Annotated in this window: 21 protein-coding genes; 11 read left to right on the forward strand and 10 right to left on the reverse strand. The window is 72.1% G+C overall.

What is annotated here, in order from left to right; all coding sequences use genetic code 11:
- Window positions 1–3 precede the first annotated feature (3 nt).
- Complete coding sequence (locus Q9S36_RS34190) at window positions 4–222, forward strand: hypothetical protein (protein ID WP_311289251.1); 219 nt, start codon at window positions 4–6, stop codon at window positions 220–222.
- Window positions 223–231: 9 nt separating this feature from the next.
- On the opposite strand, the gene sucD is transcribed toward Q9S36_RS34190, so the two are convergent.
- Window positions 232–1,113, reverse strand: coding sequence for a succinate--CoA ligase subunit alpha (sucD, locus tag Q9S36_RS34195; protein WP_311289252.1), 882 nt, complete (start codon window positions 1,111–1,113; stop codon window positions 232–234).
- 17 nt (window positions 1,114–1,130) lie between these two features.
- Complete coding sequence (gene sucC / locus Q9S36_RS34200) at window positions 1,131–2,300, reverse strand: ADP-forming succinate--CoA ligase subunit beta (RefSeq protein ID WP_311289253.1); 1,170 nt, start codon at window positions 2,298–2,300, stop codon at window positions 1,131–1,133.
- A gap of 130 nt (window positions 2,301–2,430) precedes the next feature.
- Between sucC and Q9S36_RS34205 the strand changes: the two genes are divergently transcribed.
- Together Q9S36_RS34205 and Q9S36_RS34210 are read left to right on the forward strand one after the other, a co-directional pair.
- Entirely contained in the window at window positions 2,431–3,774 is a 1,344-nt protein-coding gene (locus Q9S36_RS34205; RefSeq protein ID WP_311289254.1) for a deoxyribodipyrimidine photo-lyase, read from the forward strand.
- Window positions 3,775–3,912: 138 nt separating this feature from the next.
- Window positions 3,913–4,746 (forward strand): M23 family metallopeptidase, encoded by an 834-nt coding sequence (locus tag Q9S36_RS34210; RefSeq protein ID WP_311289255.1) that lies wholly within the window; start codon window positions 3,913–3,915, stop codon window positions 4,744–4,746.
- 31 nt (window positions 4,747–4,777) lie between these two features.
- Here Q9S36_RS34210 and pcrA read toward each other — a convergent pair whose 3' ends face one another.
- The 6 genes from pcrA to Q9S36_RS34240 all read right to left on the reverse strand — a co-directional run bounded on the left by pcrA (window position 4,778) and on the right by Q9S36_RS34240 (window position 11,605).
- Window positions 4,778–7,174, reverse strand: coding sequence for a DNA helicase PcrA (gene pcrA / locus Q9S36_RS34215; RefSeq protein WP_311289256.1), 2,397 nt, complete (start codon window positions 7,172–7,174; stop codon window positions 4,778–4,780).
- Between the two features lie 69 nt (window positions 7,175–7,243).
- Window positions 7,244–7,597, reverse strand: a complete 354-nt coding sequence (locus Q9S36_RS34220) for a hypothetical protein (RefSeq protein ID WP_311289257.1) — start codon at window positions 7,595–7,597, stop codon at window positions 7,244–7,246.
- A gap of 37 nt (window positions 7,598–7,634) precedes the next feature.
- Window positions 7,635–8,084, reverse strand: a complete 450-nt coding sequence (locus Q9S36_RS34225; protein ID WP_311289258.1) for a universal stress protein — start codon at window positions 8,082–8,084, stop codon at window positions 7,635–7,637.
- Window positions 8,084–9,529, reverse strand: coding sequence for an APC family permease (locus Q9S36_RS34230; protein ID WP_311289259.1), 1,446 nt, complete (start codon window positions 9,527–9,529; stop codon window positions 8,084–8,086). The genes Q9S36_RS34225 and Q9S36_RS34230 overlap by 1 nt, the downstream gene beginning before the upstream one ends.
- 76 nt (window positions 9,530–9,605) lie before the next feature.
- The gene (locus tag Q9S36_RS34235) at window positions 9,606–10,271 is read right to left on the reverse strand and encodes a response regulator transcription factor (RefSeq protein ID WP_311289260.1); all 666 of its coding nucleotides are present in this window, start codon (window positions 10,269–10,271) and stop codon (window positions 9,606–9,608) included.
- On the reverse strand, window positions 10,268–11,605 hold the full coding sequence (locus Q9S36_RS34240) for a PspC domain-containing protein (RefSeq protein WP_311289261.1): 1,338 nt from the start codon (window positions 11,603–11,605) through the stop codon (window positions 10,268–10,270). The genes Q9S36_RS34235 and Q9S36_RS34240 overlap by 4 nt, the downstream gene beginning before the upstream one ends.
- Window positions 11,606–11,748: 143 nt before the next feature.
- Between Q9S36_RS34240 and Q9S36_RS34245 the strand changes: the two genes are divergently transcribed.
- The gene (locus Q9S36_RS34245; protein WP_311289262.1) at window positions 11,749–12,972 is read left to right on the forward strand and encodes a PspC domain-containing protein; all 1,224 of its coding nucleotides are present in this window, start codon (window positions 11,749–11,751) and stop codon (window positions 12,970–12,972) included.
- Between the two features lie 10 nt (window positions 12,973–12,982).
- The gene (locus Q9S36_RS34250) at window positions 12,983–13,324 is read left to right on the forward strand and encodes a hypothetical protein (protein ID WP_311289263.1); all 342 of its coding nucleotides are present in this window, start codon (window positions 12,983–12,985) and stop codon (window positions 13,322–13,324) included.
- Here Q9S36_RS34250 and Q9S36_RS34255 read toward each other — a convergent pair.
- Together Q9S36_RS34255 and Q9S36_RS34260 are read right to left on the reverse strand one after the other, a co-directional pair.
- Window positions 13,321–15,012, reverse strand: a complete 1,692-nt coding sequence (locus Q9S36_RS34255) for an aminotransferase class V-fold PLP-dependent enzyme (protein ID WP_311289264.1) — start codon at window positions 15,010–15,012, stop codon at window positions 13,321–13,323. The two genes, Q9S36_RS34250 and Q9S36_RS34255, sit on opposite strands and share 4 nt — an antisense overlap.
- A 34-nt stretch (window positions 15,013–15,046) precedes the next feature.
- Window positions 15,047–16,051, reverse strand: coding sequence for a glycerophosphodiester phosphodiesterase family protein (locus Q9S36_RS34260; protein ID WP_311289265.1), 1,005 nt, complete (start codon window positions 16,049–16,051; stop codon window positions 15,047–15,049).
- 48 nt (window positions 16,052–16,099) lie between these two features.
- Between Q9S36_RS34260 and Q9S36_RS34265 the strand changes: the two genes are divergently transcribed.
- The 6 genes from Q9S36_RS34265 (at window position 16,100) to Q9S36_RS34290 (ending at window position 22,647) form a co-directional block, all read left to right on the forward strand.
- Window positions 16,100–16,660, forward strand: coding sequence for a YbaK/EbsC family protein (locus Q9S36_RS34265; protein ID WP_396653897.1), 561 nt, complete (start codon window positions 16,100–16,102; stop codon window positions 16,658–16,660).
- A gap of 54 nt (window positions 16,661–16,714) precedes the next feature.
- Window positions 16,715–18,427 (forward strand): ABC transporter ATP-binding protein, encoded by a 1,713-nt coding sequence (locus tag Q9S36_RS34270; RefSeq protein WP_311289267.1) that lies wholly within the window; start codon window positions 16,715–16,717, stop codon window positions 18,425–18,427.
- Window positions 18,424–20,190 carry an ABC transporter ATP-binding protein gene (locus Q9S36_RS34275; RefSeq protein WP_311289268.1) on the forward strand — a complete coding sequence of 589 codons (1,767 nt, stop codon included), beginning with the start codon at window positions 18,424–18,426 and terminating at the stop codon, window positions 20,188–20,190. Before Q9S36_RS34270 ends, Q9S36_RS34275 begins: the two co-directional genes overlap by 4 nt.
- Window positions 20,191–20,309: 119 nt before the next feature.
- Window positions 20,310–20,741 (forward strand): EVE domain-containing protein, encoded by a 432-nt coding sequence (locus Q9S36_RS34280; RefSeq protein WP_311289269.1) that lies wholly within the window; start codon window positions 20,310–20,312, stop codon window positions 20,739–20,741.
- The gene (locus Q9S36_RS34285; protein WP_311289270.1) at window positions 20,720–21,760 is read left to right on the forward strand and encodes an LLM class F420-dependent oxidoreductase; all 1,041 of its coding nucleotides are present in this window, start codon (window positions 20,720–20,722) and stop codon (window positions 21,758–21,760) included. The genes Q9S36_RS34280 and Q9S36_RS34285 overlap by 22 nt, the downstream gene beginning before the upstream one ends.
- Entirely contained in the window at window positions 21,748–22,647 is a 900-nt protein-coding gene (locus Q9S36_RS34290; RefSeq protein ID WP_311289271.1) for an oxygenase MpaB family protein, read from the forward strand. The genes Q9S36_RS34285 and Q9S36_RS34290 overlap by 13 nt, the downstream gene beginning before the upstream one ends.
- The last annotated feature ends 1 nt before the right edge of the window (window position 22,648 follow it).

Below are 22,648 nucleotides of genomic sequence, written 5' to 3' on the forward strand. Positions count from 1 at the left end.
ACAATGTCGATTCCAGCCACGCTGTCCAGTGCAGCCTGTCCCACGCTTCCCTCGCCGCGCCGCCGCCTGTCGGTCGCGGCGCCGGTGCGCCTCCTCGGCGCGCACGTCGTCTGGCAGGTGCTCTGGAGCGCCCGAAACCCGGTCCGCGGCACCGTGCAGGTGCCGAGGACCAGCACGGCCCCGCAGGAGGACCTGCGGGGCCGTGAGTCGAGCCTGGACTGAGCGGGGACCTCAGAGGCCCTGCAGGACCTCGCGCATCAGCGCAGCGGTCTCCGACGGCGTCTTGCCGACCTTGACCCCGGCGGCCTCGAGGGCCTCCTTCTTGGCCTGCGCGGTGCCCGAGGAGCCCGAGACGATGGCGCCGGCGTGGCCCATGGTCTTGCCCTCGGGAGCGGTGAAGCCGGCGACGTAGCCGACGACCGGCTTGGTCACGTGCTCCTTGATGTAGGCCGCGGCCCGCTCCTCGGCGTCGCCGCCGATCTCGCCGATCATCACGATCGCCTTGGTCTCCGGGTCGTTCTCGAAGGCCTCGAGCGCGTCGATGTGCGTGGTGCCGATGATCGGGTCGCCGCCGATGCCGATGGCGGTGGTGAAGCCGTAGTCCTTCAGCTCGTACATCATCTGGTAGGTCAGCGTGCCCGACTTCGACACCAGGCCGACCGGGCCCTTGCCCGCGATGGTGTGCGGGGTGATGCCGGCCAGCGACTCCTCCGGGGTGATGATGCCGGGGCAGTTGGGGCCGATCATCCGGGTGGACTTGCCCTCGAGGTAGGCCACGACCTCGGCGGTGTCGAGGACCGGGACGCCCTCGGTGATGACGACGAGGAGCGGGATCTCGGCGTCGATCGCCTCGATGCAGGCGTCCTTGGTGAACGCGGGCGGCACGAAGGCGACGGACACGTTGGCGCCGGTCTCCTTCATCGCCTCCTCGACGGTCCCGTAGACGGGGAGCTCCTTGCCGCCGAGCTCGACGGTGGTGCCGGCCTTGCGGGCGTTGACGCCGCCGACGATGTTGGCCCCGGACTCGACCATGAGGGTGGTGTGCTTGGCACCCATCCCGCCCGTCATGCCCTGGACGATGATCTTCGAGTCGGAGTTCAGGTAGATAGACATCTGTTCAGTTCTCTCTCTCAGGCCTGGTGGGCGAGCTCGGCGGCCTTGTCGGCCGCGCCGTCCATCGTGTCGACCTGGGTGACCAGCGGGTGGTTGAGCTCGTCGAGGATGCGGCGTCCCTCCTCGACGTTGTTGCCGTCGAGACGGACGACCAGCGGCTTGGAGGCCTCGTCGCCGAGGATCTCCAGCGCTCCCTTGATGCCGTTGGCGACCTCGTCGCACGCGGTGATGCCACCGAAGACGTTGACGAAGACGCTCTTGACCTGCTCGTCGTTGAGGATCACGTCGAGGCCGTCGGCCATCACCTGGGCGTTGGCACCGCCGCCGATGTCGAGGAAGTTGGCCGGCTTCACGCCGCCGTGCGCCTCGCCGGCGTACGCGACGACGTCGAGGGTGCTCATCACGAGGCCCGCGCCGTTGCCGATGATGCCGACCTGGCCGTCGAGCTTGACGTAGTTGAGGCCCTTGTCCTTGGCCTTCGCCTCGAGCGGGTCGGCCTCCTCGCGGATCACGAACTCCTCATGGTCGGGGTGGCGGACCTCGGAGGCGTTGTCGTCGAGGGAGACCTTGCCGTCGAGCGCCTCGAGCTTGTCGCCCTCCAGACGGGCGAGGGGGTTGACCTCGACGAGGGTGGCGTCCTCCTCGACGTAGACCTTCCAGAGCTTCTGGACCATCTCGATGGCCTGGTCCCGCAGCGCGGCAGGGAACTTCGCGTCGTCGACGATCTCGGCGGCCTTCTCCGGGGTGACGCCCTCGATCGCGTTGATCGGGATCTGGCGCACGGCCTCGGGGTTGGTCTTGGCGACCTCCTCGATCTCCACACCACCCTCGACGGACGCGATGCACAGGTGGGACCGGTTGGAGCGGTCGAGTAGGAAGGAGAAGTAGTACTCCTCGACCGGTGGGGTCGCCGGGGTGACCAGGACGCGGTTGACGCGCAGGCCCTTGATCTCCATGCCGATGATGTCGCGGGCGTAGGACTCGGCCTCGTCGGCGGTCTTGGCGATCTTCACGCCACCGGCCTTGCCACGGCCACCGGCCTTGACCTGCGCCTTGATGACGGTGACGCCGCCCATCTCCTCCGCGGCGGCCCGAGCAGCCTCGGGCGTCTCGGCGACGACCCCCAGCGTGGTTGCGACTCCATGCTTGGCGAAGAGCTCCTTCGCCTGAAATTCCATCAGGTCCACGAGGTGACCAGTCCTTTTCGTCTTGCGAACAGTGGCGGGGATTCCCTCTCGGCACCCTAGACCTCCCCCGCGGGGTCGCACGAGGTCGGGTGAGCGTGGTGGTGGTCACCCCGGCGCTACGTTGAGGAGCATGCCTTCCAGTGCCCCCTCGAGCTCCAGCCCCCCTTCGGCGGTGATGTGGTTCCGGCGCGACCTGCGGGTGCGCGACAACCCGGCGCTCCTCGCCGCGCTGGAGGAGGGATCCGTCCAGGGGCTGTTCGTCGTCGACCCGGTGCTGTGGGACGGCGCAGGCCCGTCCCGGAGGGCGTGGCTGGCAGCCAACGTGCTGGCCCTCGCCGAGCGGATCCCGCTGACCATCCGCCACGGGGACCCGCGCGAGGTCGTGCCGCAGGTGGCGGGAGAGCGCCGCGTGCACGTCTCGGCCGAGACCACCCCCTACGGCGTGCGCCGCGACCGTGCGGTGGGCGAGGCCGTCGAGCTCGTCGCCACCGGCTCGCCGTACGCCGTCGGGCCCGGTCGCGTGCGCAACGGGAGCGGGGAGCCCTACCAGGTCTTCAGCGCCTTCGCCCGGGCCTGGCGGGAGCACGGCTGGCCCGCGCCCGCCGCGGCGCCGCGCTCCCCCGACCTCGAGCCCGCCGACTCGCAGGCGAGGGCCGTCGAGATGCTCGAGAAGGCGGTCGCCGACGCGCCCGTGGACCTGCCGGGCCCCGGGGAGGACGCGGCCCGCCGGCGCTGGCGGTCGTTCCGCGAGCACGGACTGGGGTCCTACCGCTCGGAGCGCAACCGGCCCGACCGCGACGGCACGTCGCGCCTGTCGCCGTACCTCCACCTCGGGGTGCTGCATCCCCGCTCGCTCCTGGCCGACATCGACCACTCCTCCACCTACGCCGCCGAGCTGGCGTGGCGGGAGTTCTACGCCGACGTGCTGTGGCACCACCCCGCGTCGGCGTGGGCCGACCTCAAGCCCGCGCTGAGGGGCATGCGCTACGACGACCCGGCCGACGCGATCGAGGCGTGGCGCACCGGCACCACCGGCTACCCGATCGTGGACGCCGGGATGCGGCAGCTGCGCGAGATCGGGTGGATGCACAACCGGGTCCGGATGATCACCGCCTCCTTCCTCACCAAGGACCTGCACGTGTGGTGGCCGGTCGGGGCGCGGCACTTCCTCGACCTGCTCATCGACGGCGACGTGGCCTCGAACAACCACGGCTGGCAGTGGGTCGCCGGCACCGGCACCGACGCGTCGCCGTACTTCCGGGTCTTCAACCCGGTCACCCAGGGCCTCAAGTTCGACCCGGACGGCGACTACGTCCGACGGTGGGTTCCCGAGCTCGCCCACCTGCCGGGCAAGGCCGCGCACGAGCCGTGGAAGTCCGAGACCGGCTACGAGCAGGACTACCCGCTTCGCATCGTCGACCACGCCGACGAGCGGCGCGAGGCGCTCGACCGCTACCAGGCGGCACGCGGGTGACGTCCGGATAACGACCAATGGCCGCGCTTCCACGACGAATTTGATCGAGGGTTGCACTTTCCCGTGATCTTTCCGTTACAGTCGTGCGCGGTCTTGCCGACCCGACCCCCCTGACCCGGCAGATTGGTAACTACCCCTATGGGCAACCACCGAGCGGAGCGCGCTCCTCGGCGTCGCACCACCTCGGCACCGGCTGCACCCACGACCGGCAAGCGTCGGGCCACCCCGCCCCCGCGCCGCTCGGTGGCCAGCAGCCTGCCGTCGCTGCCCCTCGTGGCAGGTGTCGCCGTCCTCGCGATCTCCGCTGGTGGCGCCGTGACCGCCGGCGCCGGGGCGACCGCCCTGACCTCCTCCGGTGCATCCCTCGACGCCAGCCGGGCCGTCGGCGCCGCCGGCACCGCCCTGGCGCGCCGCGGTGAGGTCGTCAGCCGGGACTACTCCCGCGACTCCGACGTCAGCGCGGAGGAGACCGACCCCGAGCTCGTCGCGCTGGCCGAGAAGCAGATGGCCGAGCGCGCCGCCAAGCTCGAGGAGATGCGCAAGGCCGCGGAGAAGCAGGCGGCGAAGATCAAGGAGAACAAGTGGGTTCTCCCCCTCGCCAGCTACGGCATCACCGCGACCTTCGGCCAGTACGGCCTCTGGGCCAGCTACCACACCGGTCTCGACTTCAACGCCAACAGCGGTGACCCGATCATGGCGGTCGCCAACGGCACCGTGACCTCCACCGGGTACGACGGCGCCTACGGCAACAAGACCGTGGTCACCCTCGACGACGGCACCGAGATCTGGTTCTGCCACCAGACCAACATCTACGTCTCCGTCGGCGACCGCGTCACCGGCGGCGAGGTCATCGGCACCGTCGGCGCCACCGGCAACGTCACCGGCTCGCACCTCCACCTCGAGGTCCGTCCCGGCGGCGCCGGCCCGGTCGACCCGTTCCAGGCCTTCGTCGAGCACGGCATCGTTCCCTGACCGACGCGCGGAGCGCGTCGGCCGGCCCCTGCTACAGCTTCTCGACCGGGGCGTAGCGCAGGAGCAGCCGCTTGACGCCCTCGGAGCCGAAGTCGATCGAGGCGACCGACTTCTCCGCCACCCCGTCGACGGCGACCACGGTGCCCATGCCGAACGAGTCGTGCACCACCCGGTCGCCGGGGGCCAGGCTCGGGATCTCGCGGGCCGGCTTCGCCTTCGCCGCGGCGTCGGCGCGCATCGCCGCCGAGGTGAAGTTGCGTCGGCCGGCCTCGGTGGGGGTGCCCAGGCGCGACGACCCACCACCGGTGAGGTCGGCCCGTCCCCAGCGGGTCTGCTCGGCCGCCGTACGACGCCAGTCGACGAGGTCGACCGGCAGCTCGTCGAGGAAGCGGCTGGCGGGGTTGTGGGCGGGCGCCCCCCAGGCGGAGCGGACGAGCGCGCGGGAGACGTAGAGCCGCTGCTGGGCGCGGGTGAGGCCGACGTAGGCGAGCCGGCGCTCCTCCTCGAGCTCGGGCTGGTCGCCCAGTGAGCGCTGGTGCGGGAAGACGCCGTCCTCGAGACCGGTCAGGAAGACCACCGGGAACTCGAGGCCCTTGGCGGTGTGGAGGGTCATCAAGGTGACCACGCCCGAGTCGTCGCCGTCGGGTGCGTCGGGGATCTGGTCGGCGTCGGCCACCAGGGCGACCCGCTCCAGGAAGTCACCCAGCCCGACCGCGACCGTGCCGGCCTCGACGTCGGCCGGGTCGGCGCTCGGCCCGGGCTGCGGGTCCTCGGCGAACTCGCGCGCCACGGCGACGAGCTCGGCGAGGTTCTCCACGCGGGTGCCGTCCTGGGGGTCGTCGCTGGCCTCGAGCTCGGCGAGGTAGCCGGAGCGCTCCAGGACCGACTCCAGGATCACGTCGGGCCGCTCGTCGGCCTCGACCATCGACTGGAGCTCCTGGATCATCGCGACGAAGGCCTCGATGTTCTTCAGGCTCCGGGTCGCCAGGCCGGGGGCGTCGGCCGCGCGCGTCAGCGCCTCCCAGAACGTGATCCGGTCGCGGTCGGCCAGCGCCGCGACGCACGCCTCGGCGCGGTCGCCGATGCCCCGCTTCGGGGTGTTCAGCACCCGGCGCAGCGAGATCTCGTCGGCGGTGTTCACCAGCATCCGGAGGTAGGCGAGCGCGTCACGCACCTCGCGGCGCTCGTAGAAGCGCACCCCGCCGACTACCTTGTAGGGCTGGCCGGTGCGGATGAACACCTCCTCGAAGACGCGGGACTGGGCGTTGGTGCGGTAGAAGACCGCGACGTCGGCGGGCTTGATCCCGGCCGAGTCGACCAGCTTGTCGATCTCCTCGCTGACGAACCGGGCCTCGTCGTGCTCGTCGTCGGAGACGTAGCCGACGATCCGCTCCCCCTCCCCCGCGTCGGTCCACAACCGCTTGGGCTTGCGTCCGCGGTTGTTGCCGATGACGGAGTTGGCCGCGCTGAGGATGGTCTGGGTCGAGCGGTAGTTCTGCTCGAGCAGGATCGTCGTCGCGTCGGGGAAGTCCTGCTCGAAGTCGAGGATGTTGCGGATGTCGGCGCCCCGGAACGCATAGATCGACTGGTCGGCGTCACCCACCACCATCAGCTCGCTCGGCTCGACCTCCTGGTGCCCCTCGTCGGCGGTGCCGATCTCGAAGGACGTGCCGCACAGCTGCTGGATGAGGCTGTACTGGGCGTGGTTGGTGTCCTGGTACTCGTCGACGAGGACGTGACGGAACCGCCGCCGGTAGTTCTCGCGGACGTCGGGGAACGCCTGGAGCAGGTGCACCGTGGTCATGATGAGGTCGTCGAAGTCGAGCGCGTTGGCCTCGCGCAGCCGGCGCTGGTAGCTGGCGAACGCCTTGGCGTAGGCCTCCTCGAAGGAGTTGCGCGCCTCCTTGGCGGCGTCCTCCGGGTCGCGCAGCTCGTTCTTCTGGTCGGAGACCCAGTGCAGCACCGCGTTGGGCTGGTACCGCTTGGGGTCGAGCTCGAGGTCGCGCAGCACGATCGTCATCAGCCGCTTGGAGTCGGCCGCGTCGTAGATCGAAAAGTTCGACTTGAAGCCGACCCGGTCGATCTCCTTGCGCAGGATCCGCACGCAGGCGGAGTGGAAGGTCGAGACCCACATGATCCGCGCCCGCTTGCCGACGAGCTCCTCGACACGCTCCTTCATCTCGGCCGCGGCCTTGTTGGTGAAGGTGATCGCGAGGATCGACCCCGGGTGGGCCTTGCGCTCGTTGATCAGCCAGGCGATCCGGCGGGTGAGCACGCGGGTCTTGCCGGAGCCGGCGCCCGCGACGACCAGCAGCGGCGGGCCGGCGTGGGTCACGGCCGCGCGCTGGGGCTCGTTGAGGCCCTCGAGGAGAGGGCTGTCGTGGTGCTCGAAGAGGGCCTGGTCGGCCGGTGCATCTGTGGGACTCATGTCGGCCCCAGCCTATGCGGCGGGTGCGACAGCGGGCACGGCCGCCGTCGGCTGTGGATCAGGCGGCGCTCAGGCGTGGACCGGCGACCAGAACACGGCCACCGCGATGTTGGCCACCGTCAGCACGAGCAGGCCGAGGTAGAGGCCCTGCGGGATGCTGGGCTTGCGCATGTTCGCCATCACCAGCACCAGGATGACCAGGCCGATGGCGAACTTCACGCCGATCTTTGCGTGGTCGGGCGACCCCAGGCTCTCGAGCACGCCGACGAGCAGCAGGCCGGCGAGGAACGCCGTGCCGCTGCCGTCGCGCATCAGCGGGTTGACCGCCTTGGTCTCGTCGCGCACCTGGACCAGCAGGCCGCCGAGCAGGGCGGCGTAGCCGAGGATGTGTACGAACAGCAGCACCAGCCGCAGGGTCTCCATGGCGGACACCCTAGTGACCCGCTGCGGACGGCCGGGCTCAGCCCTTGCGCGACTTGCGCGGCGCCGGTCGTACGACGAGCACCGGGCAGGGTGCGTAGTGCTGCACCCGCTGGGCGGTGCTGCCCACCAGCACGCTGTCGCTGAGCCCGCGGCCGCCGGCGGCCACGACGACCAGCCCGGCGTCGTACTGCTTGGCGGCCTTGATGATCTCGTTGGCCGCCGAGCCGCTGCGGATGCGCTTGTTGACCTTGGGACCCCAGCCCTCGAAGACCGCTGCGATGGTGTCCACCGCGCCCTGGGCCGCGTCGCGGAAGGAGCCGTCGAGCCTGCCCTCCGACAGGTCGTCGGCGAAGGCCACGGAGGCGAGGGGGCGGATGACCGCCACCACCGAGACCTCGGTGATCTTGGCGGGGTCGGCGAAGGACTTGAGGTGCTTGGCCGCGGCCAGCGACTGCCGCGAGCCGTCCGTGGCGACGATGACGTGCATCAGGCCTCCTGGGATCCGGTGGTGGTCGTGTCGTCGAGGTCGGGCGTGCGGTCCCCGGTGCCCTTGTTGCCGAAGAAGTACTCCGCCAGGAAGAGCAGGCCGCCGATCGCGAGCAGCGCCGCGCACCACAGCAGCGAGGTGGGGTCGTCGAAGACCGTGAACCCGAGGATCGCGAGGTTGCCGACCAGGCCCACCAGCAGCAGCGGGGTGTTCGCACGGAAGATCTCGTCGTGCTCGTCGTGCCCGCGCAGCATCAGGCACGCCACGATCACGAGGGCGTAGATGGCGAGCAGGAGCACGACCGTGACGGTGGCGAGCCGGCCGACGAGGTCGATGCCGCCGCCGGCCTCGGTGAGCAGGGTGCCGACGACCAGCAGCAGGCCGACGACCGTGCCGCTGAAGAGCAGCCCGACCCACGGGCTGCGCCGGGTCGCGTGGATCTTGGCGAAGACGCCCGGCACGACGTCCTCACGGGCCATGCCGTAGAGGATCCGCGGCTGGGTGACGATCGTGACGAGCGTGGTGTTGGTGATGGCGACCAGCGCGATGATCGAGAACAGCGTCGTCATCAGGTCGGTGGAGAACGGCAGGATCCCGGCCTTGACGACCTCGAGCAGCGCGGCGTCGGACTCCGCGAGCGTGTCGGTGGGCACGGTGAGGGCGGCCGCCATGGACACCAGGACGTAGACCAGGCCGGCGACGAGCATGCCGCCGACGAGGGACCGCGGGAACGCCTTGTAGGGGTCGACGGTCTCCTCGGCGACGTTCACGGTGTTCTCGAAGCCCGTCATCGCGAAGAAGGAGAAGGAGATGCCGGCCAGGACCGCGAGCGCGGGGCTGCTGTAGTCGCCGCCGGTGTCGATGCTGGTGAGCACGCCGAAGTCCGCGTCACCGTTGGCGACGTGGACGATGCCGATCACCATGATGATGACGAGGCCGGCGGCCTCGACGAAGGTCATCAGCATGTTCATGACGACCGACTCGGTGATGCCGACGTAGTTGACGACGACGAGCAGGGCGACGAAGACGAGCGACACGAGCAACGCCGGCGGACCGGACCACAGCTCGGCGAAGTACGACGCGAAGCCGGTCGCGAGGGAGCCGGAGGCCGCCATGCTGGCCGCGAGGAACGACACGGTGACCAGGAAGGTCAGCGCGCGGTTGCCGAAGGCCTTGTTGACGTAGAGCGAGGCACCGGCGGCGCGGGGGTACTTCGTCACCAGCTCGGCGTACGCCGCTCCGGTGATCGCGGCGACCGTCACGCCGAGTGCGAAGGCGAGCCAGAAGGCACCGCCGACTGCGGCGGCGACGAGCCCGATGAGGACGTAGATGCCCGAGCCGAGCACGTCGCCGAGGGTGTAGAAGAAGAGGAGGCCGCCGGTGATGGACCGCTTGAGCTCGCTGTCCTCCTCGTCCGGACGGGGGACGGTCGCGGTGTCAGCCATCCCCCGACCCCACCGTCTGGCCCGGGGAGTTGTCAAACAACCACCACCCCTGGGGGGAATGGGAGGAACGATCGCGTCAGAGCAGGCGGCGGTCCGAGGCCCACTTCGTCAGCTCGTGGCGGCTGGAGAGCTGGAGCTTGCGGAGCACGGACGACATGTGGGTCTCCACCGTCTTCACCGAGATGAAGAGCTCCTTGGCGACCTCCTTGTAGGCGTAGCCGCGGGCGATCAGGCGCATCACCTCGCGCTCGCGCTCGGTCAGCCGGTCGAGGTCCTCGTCGACGGCGGCGACGTCGATCGACCCGGCGAACGCGTCGAGCACGAAGCCGGCGAGCCGGGGCGAGAACACCGCGTCCCCGCCCGCGACGCGGGTGATGGCGTCGACCAGCTCAGGCCCGGTGATCGTCTTGGTGACGTAGCCGCGGGCGCCGCCGCGGATGGTGCCGATGACGTCCTCGGCGGCGTCGGAGACCGACAGGGCGAGGTAGAGCGTGTCGGGCGAGGGGTGGCGGCGCATCACCTCGACGCCGCCGCCGCCGGGCAGGTGCACGTCGAGGAGGACGACCTGCGGCTGGAGCTCGTGGACGACGGTGACGGCGGCGTCGGCGTCGGCGGCTTCACCCACGACCTCGACCACCCCGGCACCGCTGGCCGCCAGCTCGGCCCGGACACCGGCCCGGAACATGGCGTGGTCGTCCACCAGGACGACCCGCACGGCGCCGCTCGGACTCGTCTGGCTCATCGGTTCTCCTCGTCGGGGGTCTGCGAGTGGGATCGTGCCTGGCTTCGGGGCATGTGGAGGCGCACCTCGGTGCCCTCGCCGGGAGCAGAGCGTACGTCCGCACTGCCGCCGTGGCGGGCCATCCGGTCCACGATGCTGCTCCGGACGCCCTGCCGGTCGGCGGCGACGCCGGCGACGTCGAAGCCTTCGCCCCGGTCGCGGACGAAGACGTCGACGGCCCCGGCGGTCGTCTCGGCGTAGACGTCGGCGCGCTGGGTGCCGGCATGCTTGGCGACGTTCACCACCGCCTCCCGGGCGGCGAGCACCACGGGCCGCAGCGACTCGTCGAGGTCGCAGTCGCCGACGGTGACCACGTCGACCACGACGGGGTGCTGGGCCTCGACGTCGGCGGCCATCTCCTTCAGGGCGCCGGCGAGCGTCGTCGCGTCGGCGGTGTCGGCCTCGAACAGCCACTGCCGCAGGTCGCGCTCCTGCGACCGCGCGAGCCGGGCGACGGTGGTCGAGTCGTGCGCGTTCTTCTGGATCAGCGCGAGCGTCTGCAGCACCGAGTCGTGCAGGTGGGCGGCCATGTCGGCCCGCTCCTGGGTGCGGACCCGCTCGGCGCGCTCGGCGCCGAGGTCGTCGATCAGCCGCATCGCCCACGGGCCCACGACGATCGCCAGGCCGACCAGGCCGAGCAGCCCGGCGACCAGCACCGGCACCGCGAACGTCGCCTTCCCCGCCGCGACCGCGAAGACGATCAGGGCGGTCAGGATCAGCCCGAGACCCGCCGCGAAGCGGGTGTACGCCGCCCAGCCACCGTTGCCGAAGACCGCGCGGAAGGGGTCGATGCGGCCCGAGGAGTCGATCCAGCGCTCGCGCTGCGCCTCGTCGGCCTGCCGCCACAGCAGGCCGATGCCGGCGATGCCGAGGACGACGGGCCAGAAGAGCGCGCCCTGGCCGAAGATGCCCTCGAAGCCGAGCACGACGCCGAACAGCAGCGCGCCGATGGCGATCGCCGGCCCGGCGTCGCGCAGCCGAGACCGGCGTCCGGGACGCTTTCCGGTGCGGGTGGCGCTCTCCAGGCCGGGGGCGCTGACCTCGAAGCCCTGGTCGGCGGGCAGGAAGACCCACAGCCCGGCGTAGAGCATGAGCCCGAAGCCACCCAGCAGGGCGGTGGCGACGAAGAACACCCGCACCCACAGCACCGGCACCGCGAGGTGCGCCGCGAGCCCGGACGCGACGCCGCCTGCGACCGGTGCGGAGAGGTCGCGGTAGGCGCGCCGCGGCTGGGCGGCACGCCAGGTCGGGGCGGGAGCCGGCGCGGGGGTGGCGCGGGGGGTGGTGTCGCTCATCGTGCCTCCATCGTCGCAGGCAGGCACGCGCCGGACCATGAGGATCGACCCCGACCCGACCCTGAGCCGCTCCCCTGCGCCGCGGAGGCGAATCAGGGCTGTCCCCGATGGTCCGGAGGCCCGCGGCGGACGAGAGTGGAGCCATGGACAACCCCAGCCCCTCCACCCCCACCGAGCAGCCCCCGCCGCCGAGCGGTGCTCCCGGTCCCCGCGTCAGCCGTGAGGAGATGAAGGACCTCGGCCGCCTCCGTCGCAGCGTGACCGACCGCCACATCGCCGGCGTCGCCGGCGGGCTCGCCCGCCACTTCGACATCGACCCGATCATCGTGCGGGTCGCGCTGGTGGTCGCGGTGTTCTTCGGCGGCGCCGGGCTGCTGGCCTACGTCGGCGCCTGGGTGCTGGTGCCCGAGGAGGGCACGAACGACGAGCCGCTCGGGCTCGACGAGCGCAGCCGGACGCTCGCCCTCGCCGGTGTCGGCGTCCTCGCCGTGCTCTGCGCGTTCGGCGACTGGGCCGGCGCCTTCTGGTTCCCGTGGCCGCTGGCCGTCCTCGCCGCGCTGGTCGTGTGGTTCCTCAACCGCAAGCAGAAGTCGGCCCCCACGAGCGGCTACGGGTACGCCGGTCCCGTCCCCGGTCCGGGCGTCACCGACGTCCCGCCGGTCGACCAGTCCTACGAGCAGTCCTACGAGCAGTCCTACGGTCACACCATGCAGGGCTGGGCGCCGCCCACGAGCTACACCCGGGAGCCGCGCCGGCCGCGCAACCCCCGCAAGCGCGGCCCGCTCCTGTTCTTCTTCACCCTGGCCCTGGTCGCGCTCGCCGAGGGCGTGCTCGGCGTCGTCGACCTGGCGGGCGCCTCGGTGACCGACAGCGCCTACCCGGCGCTCGCGCTCGGGATCATCGCGCTGATGCTGGTCGTCGGCTCGTTCTGGGGCCGCGCCGGCGGCCTGATCGCCCTCGGCCTGGTGGCCGCCCTGGCCACGGCGGGCGCCACCATCGGCGACCAGTTCCCCGAGGACCACCACACGTTCGTCCCGACCTCCGCCGCCGCGGTCGAGGACACCTACGACTTCGGGGGCGGCGAGTTCCGCCTCGACCTGTCCGCGGTGACCGACGTCGACGACCTGGACGGCCGCGAGGTCCGCATCGACGGCGTCGGCGGACGGGTGGAGGTCGTCGTCCCCGACGGCATGGACGTCGACGTCACGACCGAGGTCGTGGCCGGCGACAGCCGGGTCTTCGACCAGCGCGGCGACGGCTTCGACATCACCGTCGACGGCTTCCGCGACGGCGGCGCCGGCGCGCCCGACATGTCCATCAACATCGACCTGGTCGCGGGCGAGGTCATCGTCCGCGAAGCCGCCTGAGGAGCCCCCGATGAGCGAGAACGACAACACCTACGACAGCACCCGCGACACCGACCGGGATCCCGGCTGGGACACCGACATCTACGGGCCCGACGACACGGTCACCCACTACGACGAGTCGATGGTCGGGCCGCTGGACGCGCCGGAGAAGCCGTCCGGCCTCCACCCGGTCAACATCGGCCAGCTCGTGATGGGCGTCGCCTTCGCCGGCATGGTGCTGGTGTGGGCGCTGGTCCAGGGCGACGTCGTCGAGACCGACGAGCTGCGCTGGCTGCTGCCGATCCCGTGGCTCGCCGCGGGAGCCGCCGGGCTCGCGGCCACGGTGTGGCCCTCGCGCCGGACCGCCCGCTAGCTGCTGAGCGAGCCGGCCGGCAGCGCGAACCAGCGGAGCTCGTCGAAGTCGGCGTCGAGGTGCGCGGCGTCGGACCAGTCCGGCGGCGTGGCCGCGGCCATGATCGCGCGGGCCTCGTCGAGGTGCTCCCGGAGCACCGAGACGGGGGCCGTCGTCGGGTGCCGGGGGTAGGTCATCGCACCGTCGTCGGCGTACGACACGTCGGCGAGGCGCAGCGGCGGCTCCACCGGGCCGGTGCGGTGGTGCCACAGCCCGGTCAGCGGGTCGAAGCGGTAGTCGCCGAGCAGCCGCCAGCCCTCGCGGGCGACGAGGCGGACCGCCTCCACGACGTAGGTGAAGACCTCCTCGTCGACGAAGTAGTTGAAGTTCACCCGCACCCAGCCGGGCTTGATGCCTTCGCACCCGGTCGCGATCTGCGCCTCGAACTGGTGGCTGCGGTCGAGGTCGATGTCGAGCAGCCGGTGGCCGTAGGGCCCGGCGCAGGAGCAGCCGCCGCGGGTCTGGATGCCGAAGAGGTCGTTGAGCAGCGCGACCACGAAGTTGTGGTGGAGGTAGGTCCCGTCGGGCGCCTTCACGACGAAGGAGACGATCGAGAGCCTCTGGGAGTCGAGGTTGCCGAGGATCTGGATGGTGGGCTCGGCGACCCAGGCCGCCACCGCCCGCTGGAGCAGCTCCTCCTCGTGGGCCTGGATGGTCTCCACGCCGACGGCCTGCTTGAGCTGGAAGACCAGCCCGGCGCGGATCGACTCCACGATCGCCGGCGTGCCGCCCTCCTCGCGGTGGGCCCGGTCGTCGAGGTAGCGGTGCTCGGTGGGGTTGACGTACATCACCGTGCCGCCGCCGGGCACGACCGGCACCCGGTTGGCCATCAGCTCGCGGCGCACGACGAGCACGCCCGGCGTGCCGGGGCCACCGATGAACTTGTGCGGGCTGATGAAGATGGCGTCCTTGTGCGAGCGGCCCGGGCCGTACATCTCGATGTCGACGTAGGGCGCGCACGCGGCGAAGTCCCAAAAGCTGAGGGCGCCGTGCTCGTGGAGCAGGTCGGCCACGCCCTCGGTGTCGGTGACGATGCCGGTGACGTTGGAGGCCGCGGAGAACGAGCCGATCTTCAGCGGCCGGTCGGCGTGGCGCTCGAGCTCCTCGCGCAAGTGGTCGAGGGAGACCCGGCCGTCGGCGTCCTCGTGGATGGTGACGACGTCGGCGATGGTCTCGCGCCAGCTGACCTCGTTGGAGTGGTGCTCGAAGGGACCGATGAACACCACCGGCCGCTGGTCCGCCGGGATCAGCGAGGTCAGGTGGTAGCGGTCCTCGAGGGCGCACGGCACCCGCAGGCCGAGGATGCCGATCAGCTTGTCGATCGCGGCCGTGCTGCCGGAGCCGCAGAACACCACGACGGTCTCCTCGTCGCCGCCCACGGCGTCGCGGATGATCCGTCGGGCGTCCTCGCGCAGCCGGGTGGTCTGGAGGCCGGTGCCGCTGGCCTCGGTGTGGGTGTTGGCGTAGGCCGGGAGCACCTCGGCGCGGATGAAGTCCTCGATGAAGGTGAGGCTGCGGCCCGATGCGGTGTAGTCGGCGTACGTCACCCGGCGCGGGCCGTAGGGGCCCTGCATCACCTGGTCGTCGCCGATCACGGACGCGCGGATGCGGGCGAGGAGGGCGTGCGAGCGGTCCGTGGCGTGCGTCACGGGCCGAGCGTACGCCGGTGCGCGGCCGCGCCTGTCATCCGGAAGGGCGCACCTCGCGCAGCGCCGCGAGCGCCGCCTCCGGGTGGTCGGTGATGACCCCGTCGACGCCGGCAGCGAGCAGCGCGCGGACCTCCGCCGCCATGTCCCCGAGCGCGTCGGGGGCCTCGCCGTGGCGGAGGTTGCTCGGCAGGTAGCGGTTTTCCGCGCGCACCGTCCAGGCGTGCACGGTGAGGCCGCGCCGGTGCGCCGCACGGACCAGCGCCGAGGGCTCGCCGATGGCTCCGCCCGCGTCGCGGGGCAGCACGAGGGACTTGTGGGGGCCGATGCCGTCGGCGTACTCGTCGATCCCGTCCAGCAGCTCGTCGGTGACCCGCTCGCCCGCCTCGAGCAGCTGCATGATCGGCAGGCGGGTGCGCGCGGCCAGCCGCCGCAGGACCGGGGCCTCGAACGACATGAGGACCACGCGCGCCCACGGGTGGTCGAGGCCGTGGCGGGCCAGGTCGCGCAGGAGCGGGACGTCGAGCGGCAGGCCGGCGGCGTCGTGGTGGGCGGCGTGCTTGAGCTCGAGCAGCACACCGACCGGACGGCCCCGCCGGAGAGACTCGGCGCCGACCATGGCCAGCACCTCGGTGAGCGTCGGGACGCCCTCGGCACCGTCGTACGCCGTGTTGCCGGGACGGGTGACCGGCATCCGCTCGCGGGTGGCGAGGGTCTTCAGCTCGGACAGCGTGAGGTCCTGCACGAACCACCCGCACTGGGCCACCCCGTCGACGGTGCGGGTGCGGCGGAGGTGGCCGAGCCCGGCACGCGACGCCACGTCGGTCGTCGTGCTGAGCTCGAGGTCGTGCCGGGCCACGAGGACCCCGTCGCGCGTGGAGACGAGGTCCAGCTCGATGTCGTCGACGCCCATCCGGATGGCGGTCCGGTAGGCCTCGAGGGTGTGCTCGGGACGGTGCCCGCTGGCGCCGCGGTGCGCAACCACGGCGGGCGTGAGGACCAACGACGGGGCCGTGCCCAGCGCCTCGCGGGTCACCGTCATGACCCCACCGTGCACGGCCCGCGGGACCGCGGGGTGACACCTCGGTGAATGGCGCATGATGGCCGCGTGACGCTCCCCTCCTTCCCCTCGCTGACCTCGCTGCCCGCGACCGAGCACCCCGACAAGGTCGCGCCCCCGGTCGCCGCCGCACTGGCGTCGTGGCCGGGCGCGGCGGAGGTCGCGGTCGTCGAGATCGATCCGGCCCTCGCCGACACGGCGGCGATGAGCGAGGCCTACGACGTCCCGATGACCGCGGGCGGCAACTGCGTGGTCGTCGCCGGCACGCGGGCGGGCGAGGAGCGGGTCGCGGCGTGCGTCGTGCGCGCCGACACCCGCGCGGACGTGAACACGCTCGTGCGCCGGATGCTCGACGTCCGCAAGTGCTCGTTCCTGCCGATGGACCGAGCGGTCGACGAGACCGGCATGGAGCACGGCGGGATCACCCCGTTCGGCCTGCCGTCGGGTTGGCGGGTGCTGGTCCACGACGCGCTGCTCGACGAGCCCGTCGTCGTGGTCGGCAGCGGTGTGCGCCGGTCGAAGCTGCTGGTGCCGGGCCGCCTGCTGGCCGACGTGCCCGGCGCCGAGGTGGTGCCCGGCCTCGGCCGGTGAGCAGCCGTCCGAAAAGGATTCGTCGCGCCCGCGGGCCGAACCTAGGATCACCCGGTGCGCAGCCTCCCCGTCCCCGATCCCGGAGTGGCGGACCACCGCACACCCCGCCGCTTCCTGCTCTGGATGGCCCGGCAGCAGTGGCGCACGCTCGCCGGGGGCATGGCCTTCGGCATCCTGTGGGGCGCCGCACAGGCGGTGATGCCGGCCGTCCTCGGACGCGCGATCGACCTCGGCGTCGCCGCCAAGGACACCTCCCAGCTGGTGCTCTGGACGGGCGTCATGCTCGCCGTCGGACTCGTCCAGGCGGTCAGCGGGATCATGCGCCACCGCTTCGCGGTCACCAACTGGCTCATCGCGGCCTACCGCACCGTCCAGCTGGTGACCCGCCAGACCGTTCGCCTGGGCGGCACGCTGCCGCGCAAGGTGTCGACCGGCGAGGTGGTGGCGATCGGCACCAGCGACCTGTCGCACCTCGGCGGCCTGATGGACATCACGGCCCGCTTCACCGGCGCGATCGTCTCGTTCCTGATGGTCGCGGTGCTGCTGCTGACCACGTCGGTGACCCTCGGCTTGGTGGTGCTCGTCGGCGTGCCGCTGCTGGTGCTCGCCGTCGGCCCGCTGCTCAAGCCCCTGCAGGCGCGCAGCGCCCACCAGCGCCACCTGATGGGCGAGCTGGCCAACACCGCCAGCGACATCGTCGGCGGGCTTCGCGTGCTGCGCGGCATCGGCGGCGAGCAGGTCTTCCTCGACCGCTACCGCCGCGAGTCGCAGAGCACCCGGACCGCGGGCGTGCGCGTGGCCCGCATCCAGTCCGTGCTCGACGCGCTCCAGGTGCTGCTCCCCGGCATCTTCGTGGTGCTCGTGGTGTGGCTCGGCGCCCGGGCCGCCGTGTCCGGCGCGATCACGCCCGGCGAGCTGGTCGCGTTCTACGGCTACGCCGCCTTCCTGATGATGCCGCTGCGCACGGCGACCGAGTTCGCCAACAAGGCCATCCGGGCCCAGGTCGCGGCCCGGCGGGTGTGCCTGGTGCTCGCCCTGGAGCCCGACGTCACCGATCCCCCGCACCCGCAGGCACCTCCTCCCGCCGGCAGCGTCCTCGCCGACGCCCGATCCGGCCTGCGGGTCGAGCCCGGCCGGATGGTGGCGATCGTCAGCGACCGGCCCGACGACTCGGCGCTGCTCGCCGACCGCCTCGGCCTCGCCGCGGCCTCGGTCGACGACGACGTCACCCTCGGCGGCGTACCCCTCACGGCGCTGCCGCTGGACGAGGTGCGACGCCGGATCGTGGTGTCCGACACGAGCAGCCTGCTCTTCAGCGGCCCGCTCGGCGCGGGACTCGACGTCGGTCGCCGCGGCGGGGTGCGGGAGGCCCTGCACACCGCCTCCGCCGAGGACGTCCTGGAGGGGCTGCCCGACGGCCTCGACACGGTCGTGGCCGAGCGCGGGCGGTCGTTCTCCGGCGGCCAGCGCCAGCGCCTGGTGCTGGCCCGCGTGCTGACCAGCGACCCGGAGGTCCTGGTGCTGGTGGAGCCCACGTCCGCGGTCGATGCCCACACCGAGGCCCGCATCGCCGCACGCCTGCGCGCCCACCGGGCGGGACGGACGACCGTCCTCACCACCGTCAGCCCGCTCCTGCTCGACGCGGTCGACGAGGTCGCGCTACTGGTCGACGGGTCGGTCGTCGCGACCGGCACGCACGCCGAGCTGCTCGAGACCCACGCCGGCTACCGGGCCGTGGTCACCCGTGACGTCGAGGAGGCCTCGTGAGCGACGTGAGCACCACGCGCCTGCCCGTCGCGGGCCCCGCCGCCGTACGCCGCTACGCCCGCGACCTCGCCCGTCGCCACCCGCGGATGCTCTGGTCCGCGCTCGCCCTCCACGTCCTGGCCGCCACGGCCGGCCTCGCCGCGCCACGCCTGCTCGGCGGCCTGGTGCAGGCGGTCGAGGACGGCACCAGCGTCTCCCACGTCGACCGCACGGCGATCGCGCTGGCGGGCTTCCTGCTCCTCCAGACGGTGCTGACCCGCTACGCGCGCTACCTCTCGCAGGCCCTCGGCGAGGAGGTGCTGGCGGAGCTGCGCGAGGACTTCGTCGGCAACGCGCTCGCGCTCCCGGTCGGGACGGTCGAGTCGGCCGGGTCCGGCGACCTGCTGACCCGCACCAGCCGCGACGTCGACCAGCTCAGCTGGTCGGTGCGCTGGGCGCTGCCCGAGTGGACGATCGCCGTGGTCACCGCCGTGCTGGTCTTCGCAGCCGCGCTGTCGGTCGGCTGGTGGGTGTTCCTCCCGTGCCTGCTCGCACTGCCGCCCCTGGTCACCGGCCTGCGCTGGTACCTCCGCCGGGCCCGGCCGGGCTACGAGCGCGAGTCGGCGTCGTACAGCCAGATCACGACCACGCTCGCGGAGACCGTCGAGGGCGCCCGCACGGTCGAGGCGCTGGGCCTCGGCAGCGACCGGGTGGCCCGCTCCGACGCCGACTGCCGCGCGTCCTTCGAGGCGGAGCGCTACACGCTGCGGCTGCGCACGGTGTTCTTCCCCTCGATGGAGGTCGCCTACCTGCTGCCGGTGGTGGGGACGCTGCTGTTCGGCGGCTGGCTCTACACCCGCGGCGACGTGTCGCTGGCCGAGGTGACCGCGGCGACGCTCTACGTCCAGATGCTCATCGACCCCGTCGACCGCATCGTGTCGATCCTCGACGAGCTGCAGATGGGCGCGGCCTCGCTGGCGCGGCTGCTCGGCGTGGCAGAGGTCGCGGACGACCGTTCGGTCAGCGGCGCGGTGCCGGTCGACGAGAAGCTCGACGCCGAGGACGTCCGGTTCTCCTACGTCGAGGGCCGCGACGTGCTGCACGGGGTGGACCTCGACGTCGGCGTCGGGGAGCGGATCGCCATGGTCGGCCCGTCCGGCGCCGGCAAGTCGACGCTCGGCCGCCTCCTCGCCGGCATCCACCCGCCGCGCACGGGACGGGTCACGGTCGGCGACGTCGGCCTGGTCGAGCTGCCCCTCGACGACCTGCGCGGGCACGTCGCGCTCGTCACGCAGGAGCACCACGTCTTCGTCGGCAGCCTGCGGGAGAACGTCGTGCTGGCCCGACCGGGCTCGTCGGACGACGCGGTCCGCTCCGCCCTAGCGGCCGTCGACGCGCTCGAGTGGGTGGACGCGCTGCCCGAGGGGCTCGACACGGTCGTCGGCTCCGGCGGCCGCTCGCTCACGCCCGCCCAAGCACAGCAGGTCGCGCTCGCCCGCCTCGTGCTGGCCGACCCGCACACCCTGGTGCTCGACGAGGCCACCTCGCTCATCGACCCGCGCGCCGCCCGGCACCTCGAGCGCTCGCTCGCGGCCGTGCTGGAGGGGCGGACGGTCATCGCCATCGCGCACCGGCTGTTCTCCGCCCACGACGCCGACCGCGTGGCGGTCGTCGAGGACGGCGTGATCTCCGAGCTCGGCTCGCACGATGACCTCGTCGCCGCCGGCGGCTCCTACGCCGCGCTCTGGGAGTCCTGGCACGGGGCCGCGAAGGCGGTCGAGTAGCCGCACGGTTCGGTGGCGAGTCTTCCGTCGCTGCCCCCGGGGCTACATGCTCGGCGCGTGACGAGACGGGGGTACGTCGCGGACACGTGTTGTCGCACCCCCGCCCTAGCGTCGGAGGCATGACACGCACCTGGGTCCTCGTCGCCTCTCGTGACCACGCCCGCCGAGGGCAGGCTGAGGGGTTCGTGATGGCCAACCACGGCAAGCGGGCGCCCGTGGCGCGGATGTCGGCCGGCGACCGGGTGCTGGTCTACTCCCCCACCACCACGTACCCGAAGGGCGAGCCGCTTCGCGCGATCACGTTCGCCGGGGAGGTGTCCGGGGAGGAGCCGGAACCCAGCGCCGTGATCGAGGGCGGGTGGCGGCGGGCCGCGGAGCTGCGCGAGGTCGAGCCGATCCCCCTGGCCGAGGTGAAGGACCATCTGCCGACCAGCAGGATCCGCTTCGGCTTCTTCGAGCTGTCGGCCGACGACGCCGACGCGATCTGGGCCTCTTGCCATCGTGACAGTGAAACTGTCACGATTGCGGCATGCGTCTCGCCACCCTGCTGATGTACGACGGCAACCCCCGCAACGCGGCCGACCAGGTGGTCGCCCTGGAGAAGGCGGGCCTCGACAGCGTGTGGGTCGCGGAGGCGTACGGCTTCGACTCCCCCACGCTGATGGGCTACCTCGCGGCGAAGACCGAGACCGTGAAGATCGGTTCGGGGATCCTCAACATCTACTCCCGCACGCCCGGCGCGCTGCTGCAGACCGCGGCCGGCCTCGACAACGTCAGCGGCGGCCGCGCGATCCTCGGCATCGGCGTCAGCGGCCCGCAGGTGATCGAGGGCTTCCACGGCGTCCCCTACTCCAAGCCGATGGCCCGCACCGCCGAGGTCGTCGAGATCATCCGCAGCGGTCTCAAGCGCGAGCCGCTGTCGGCCGACGGGGTCTTCCACCTCCCGCTGACGAAGGACGACGGGGCGGTCACCGGACTGGGGAAGCCGCTGAAGCTGCTGACGAAGCCGGAGCGCGACACCATCCCGATCTGGATCGCCGCCCTCGGCCCGAAGAACGTCGAGCAGACCGCCGAGATCGCCGACGGCTGGATCCCGCACCTCTTCCACCCCGAGCGGGCCCACCTCGTGTGGGGCGACGCGCTCGCGACGGGCAACGCCAAGCGGCAGGAGGGCCTCGAGCCGCTCCAGGTGATGGCCGGCGGCATGGTCGCGATCGGCGAGGGCCCCGACACGAAGGCGCTGCTCGACTTCGCGCGGCCGATCTTCGCGCTCTACGTCGGCGGCATGGGCGCCAAGGGCAAGAACTTCTACAACGACGTGGCCCGCGCCTACGGCTACGAGAAGGAGGCCGAGGAGATCCAGGACCTCTACCTCTCCGGCAAGAAGAAGGAGGCCGAGGCGCTCGTCCCGACCGAGTGGCTGGAGGCCGCCAACCTCGTGGGCCCGGCGTCGTACGTCAAGGAGCGCATCGCGGCCTTCCGCGAGGCCGGCGTCACCGACCTCAACATCACGCCCGTGTCCGAGGACCCCGCAGCCACCGTGGCGCAGGTCAGGGAATGGGTGTCCTGAGCCTCGTGCACGCGCCGGGTCGCTTCGCCAACCTGCGCCGGATCCAGTCGCTGGACCCGGAGGTCGACCACGACGAGATCCTCCGGCTGACCGCGCGCCACGAGTTCCCCTGGGACTACGTCCAGGGCACCGGCATCGCCTTCATGCGCGACTACGGCGTGCCCTCCATCGCCGAGCTGCTCGATCGCACCCAGGAGTTCGCCGACCACGGTGTCAAGCGCTACGACGACACCATCCTCATCGGCGACGAGGCGACGCTCGACGGCATCGACTCGCCGCGCTCGCACGCGGCCGTGCGCCGGCTCAACCGCATCCACGGCCACTACGACATCGCCGCCGAGGACTTCGCCTACGTCCTGGCCACCACGATCGTCGGCCCGGTCCGCTGGATCGAGGCCTACGGCTGGCGCCGGCTCGACCCCCACGAGCTGGCCGCGATCGCGAAGGTGACCACGCGGTTCGGCGAGCTGATGGGCCTCAAGGACCTCCCTACGACGTACGACGGCTACCTCGCGCTGCTCGTCGACCACGAACGTCGGCACTTCGCCCACACCCCGGCCGCCACCCGGCTCGCCGAGTCGTCGATCCGCATCGCCGAGGAGGTCGCCCCTCCCCCGCTGCGACCGCTGGTGCGCCGGGTCACCATCGCCGTGATGGACGAGCCGTTGCGCGAGGCGCTCGGCCTGCCGAGGCAGCCCGCGTGGTTCGTGCGCGCGGTCCGGGCCGGCCTGCGCCTGCGTGGCCGGCTCCTGCTGTTCACGCCACCGCGCCGCACGGCGTACCGGCACCGGCCGACGACCTACCCCCACGGCTACCGGCTCGAGGACCTCGGACCCGAGTCGATGCTCGACGCGCTCAACCGTGTGCCGCGGGAGGCGACGGGGTAGT

Source organism: Microbacterium sp. ARD31 (assembly GCF_031844425.1).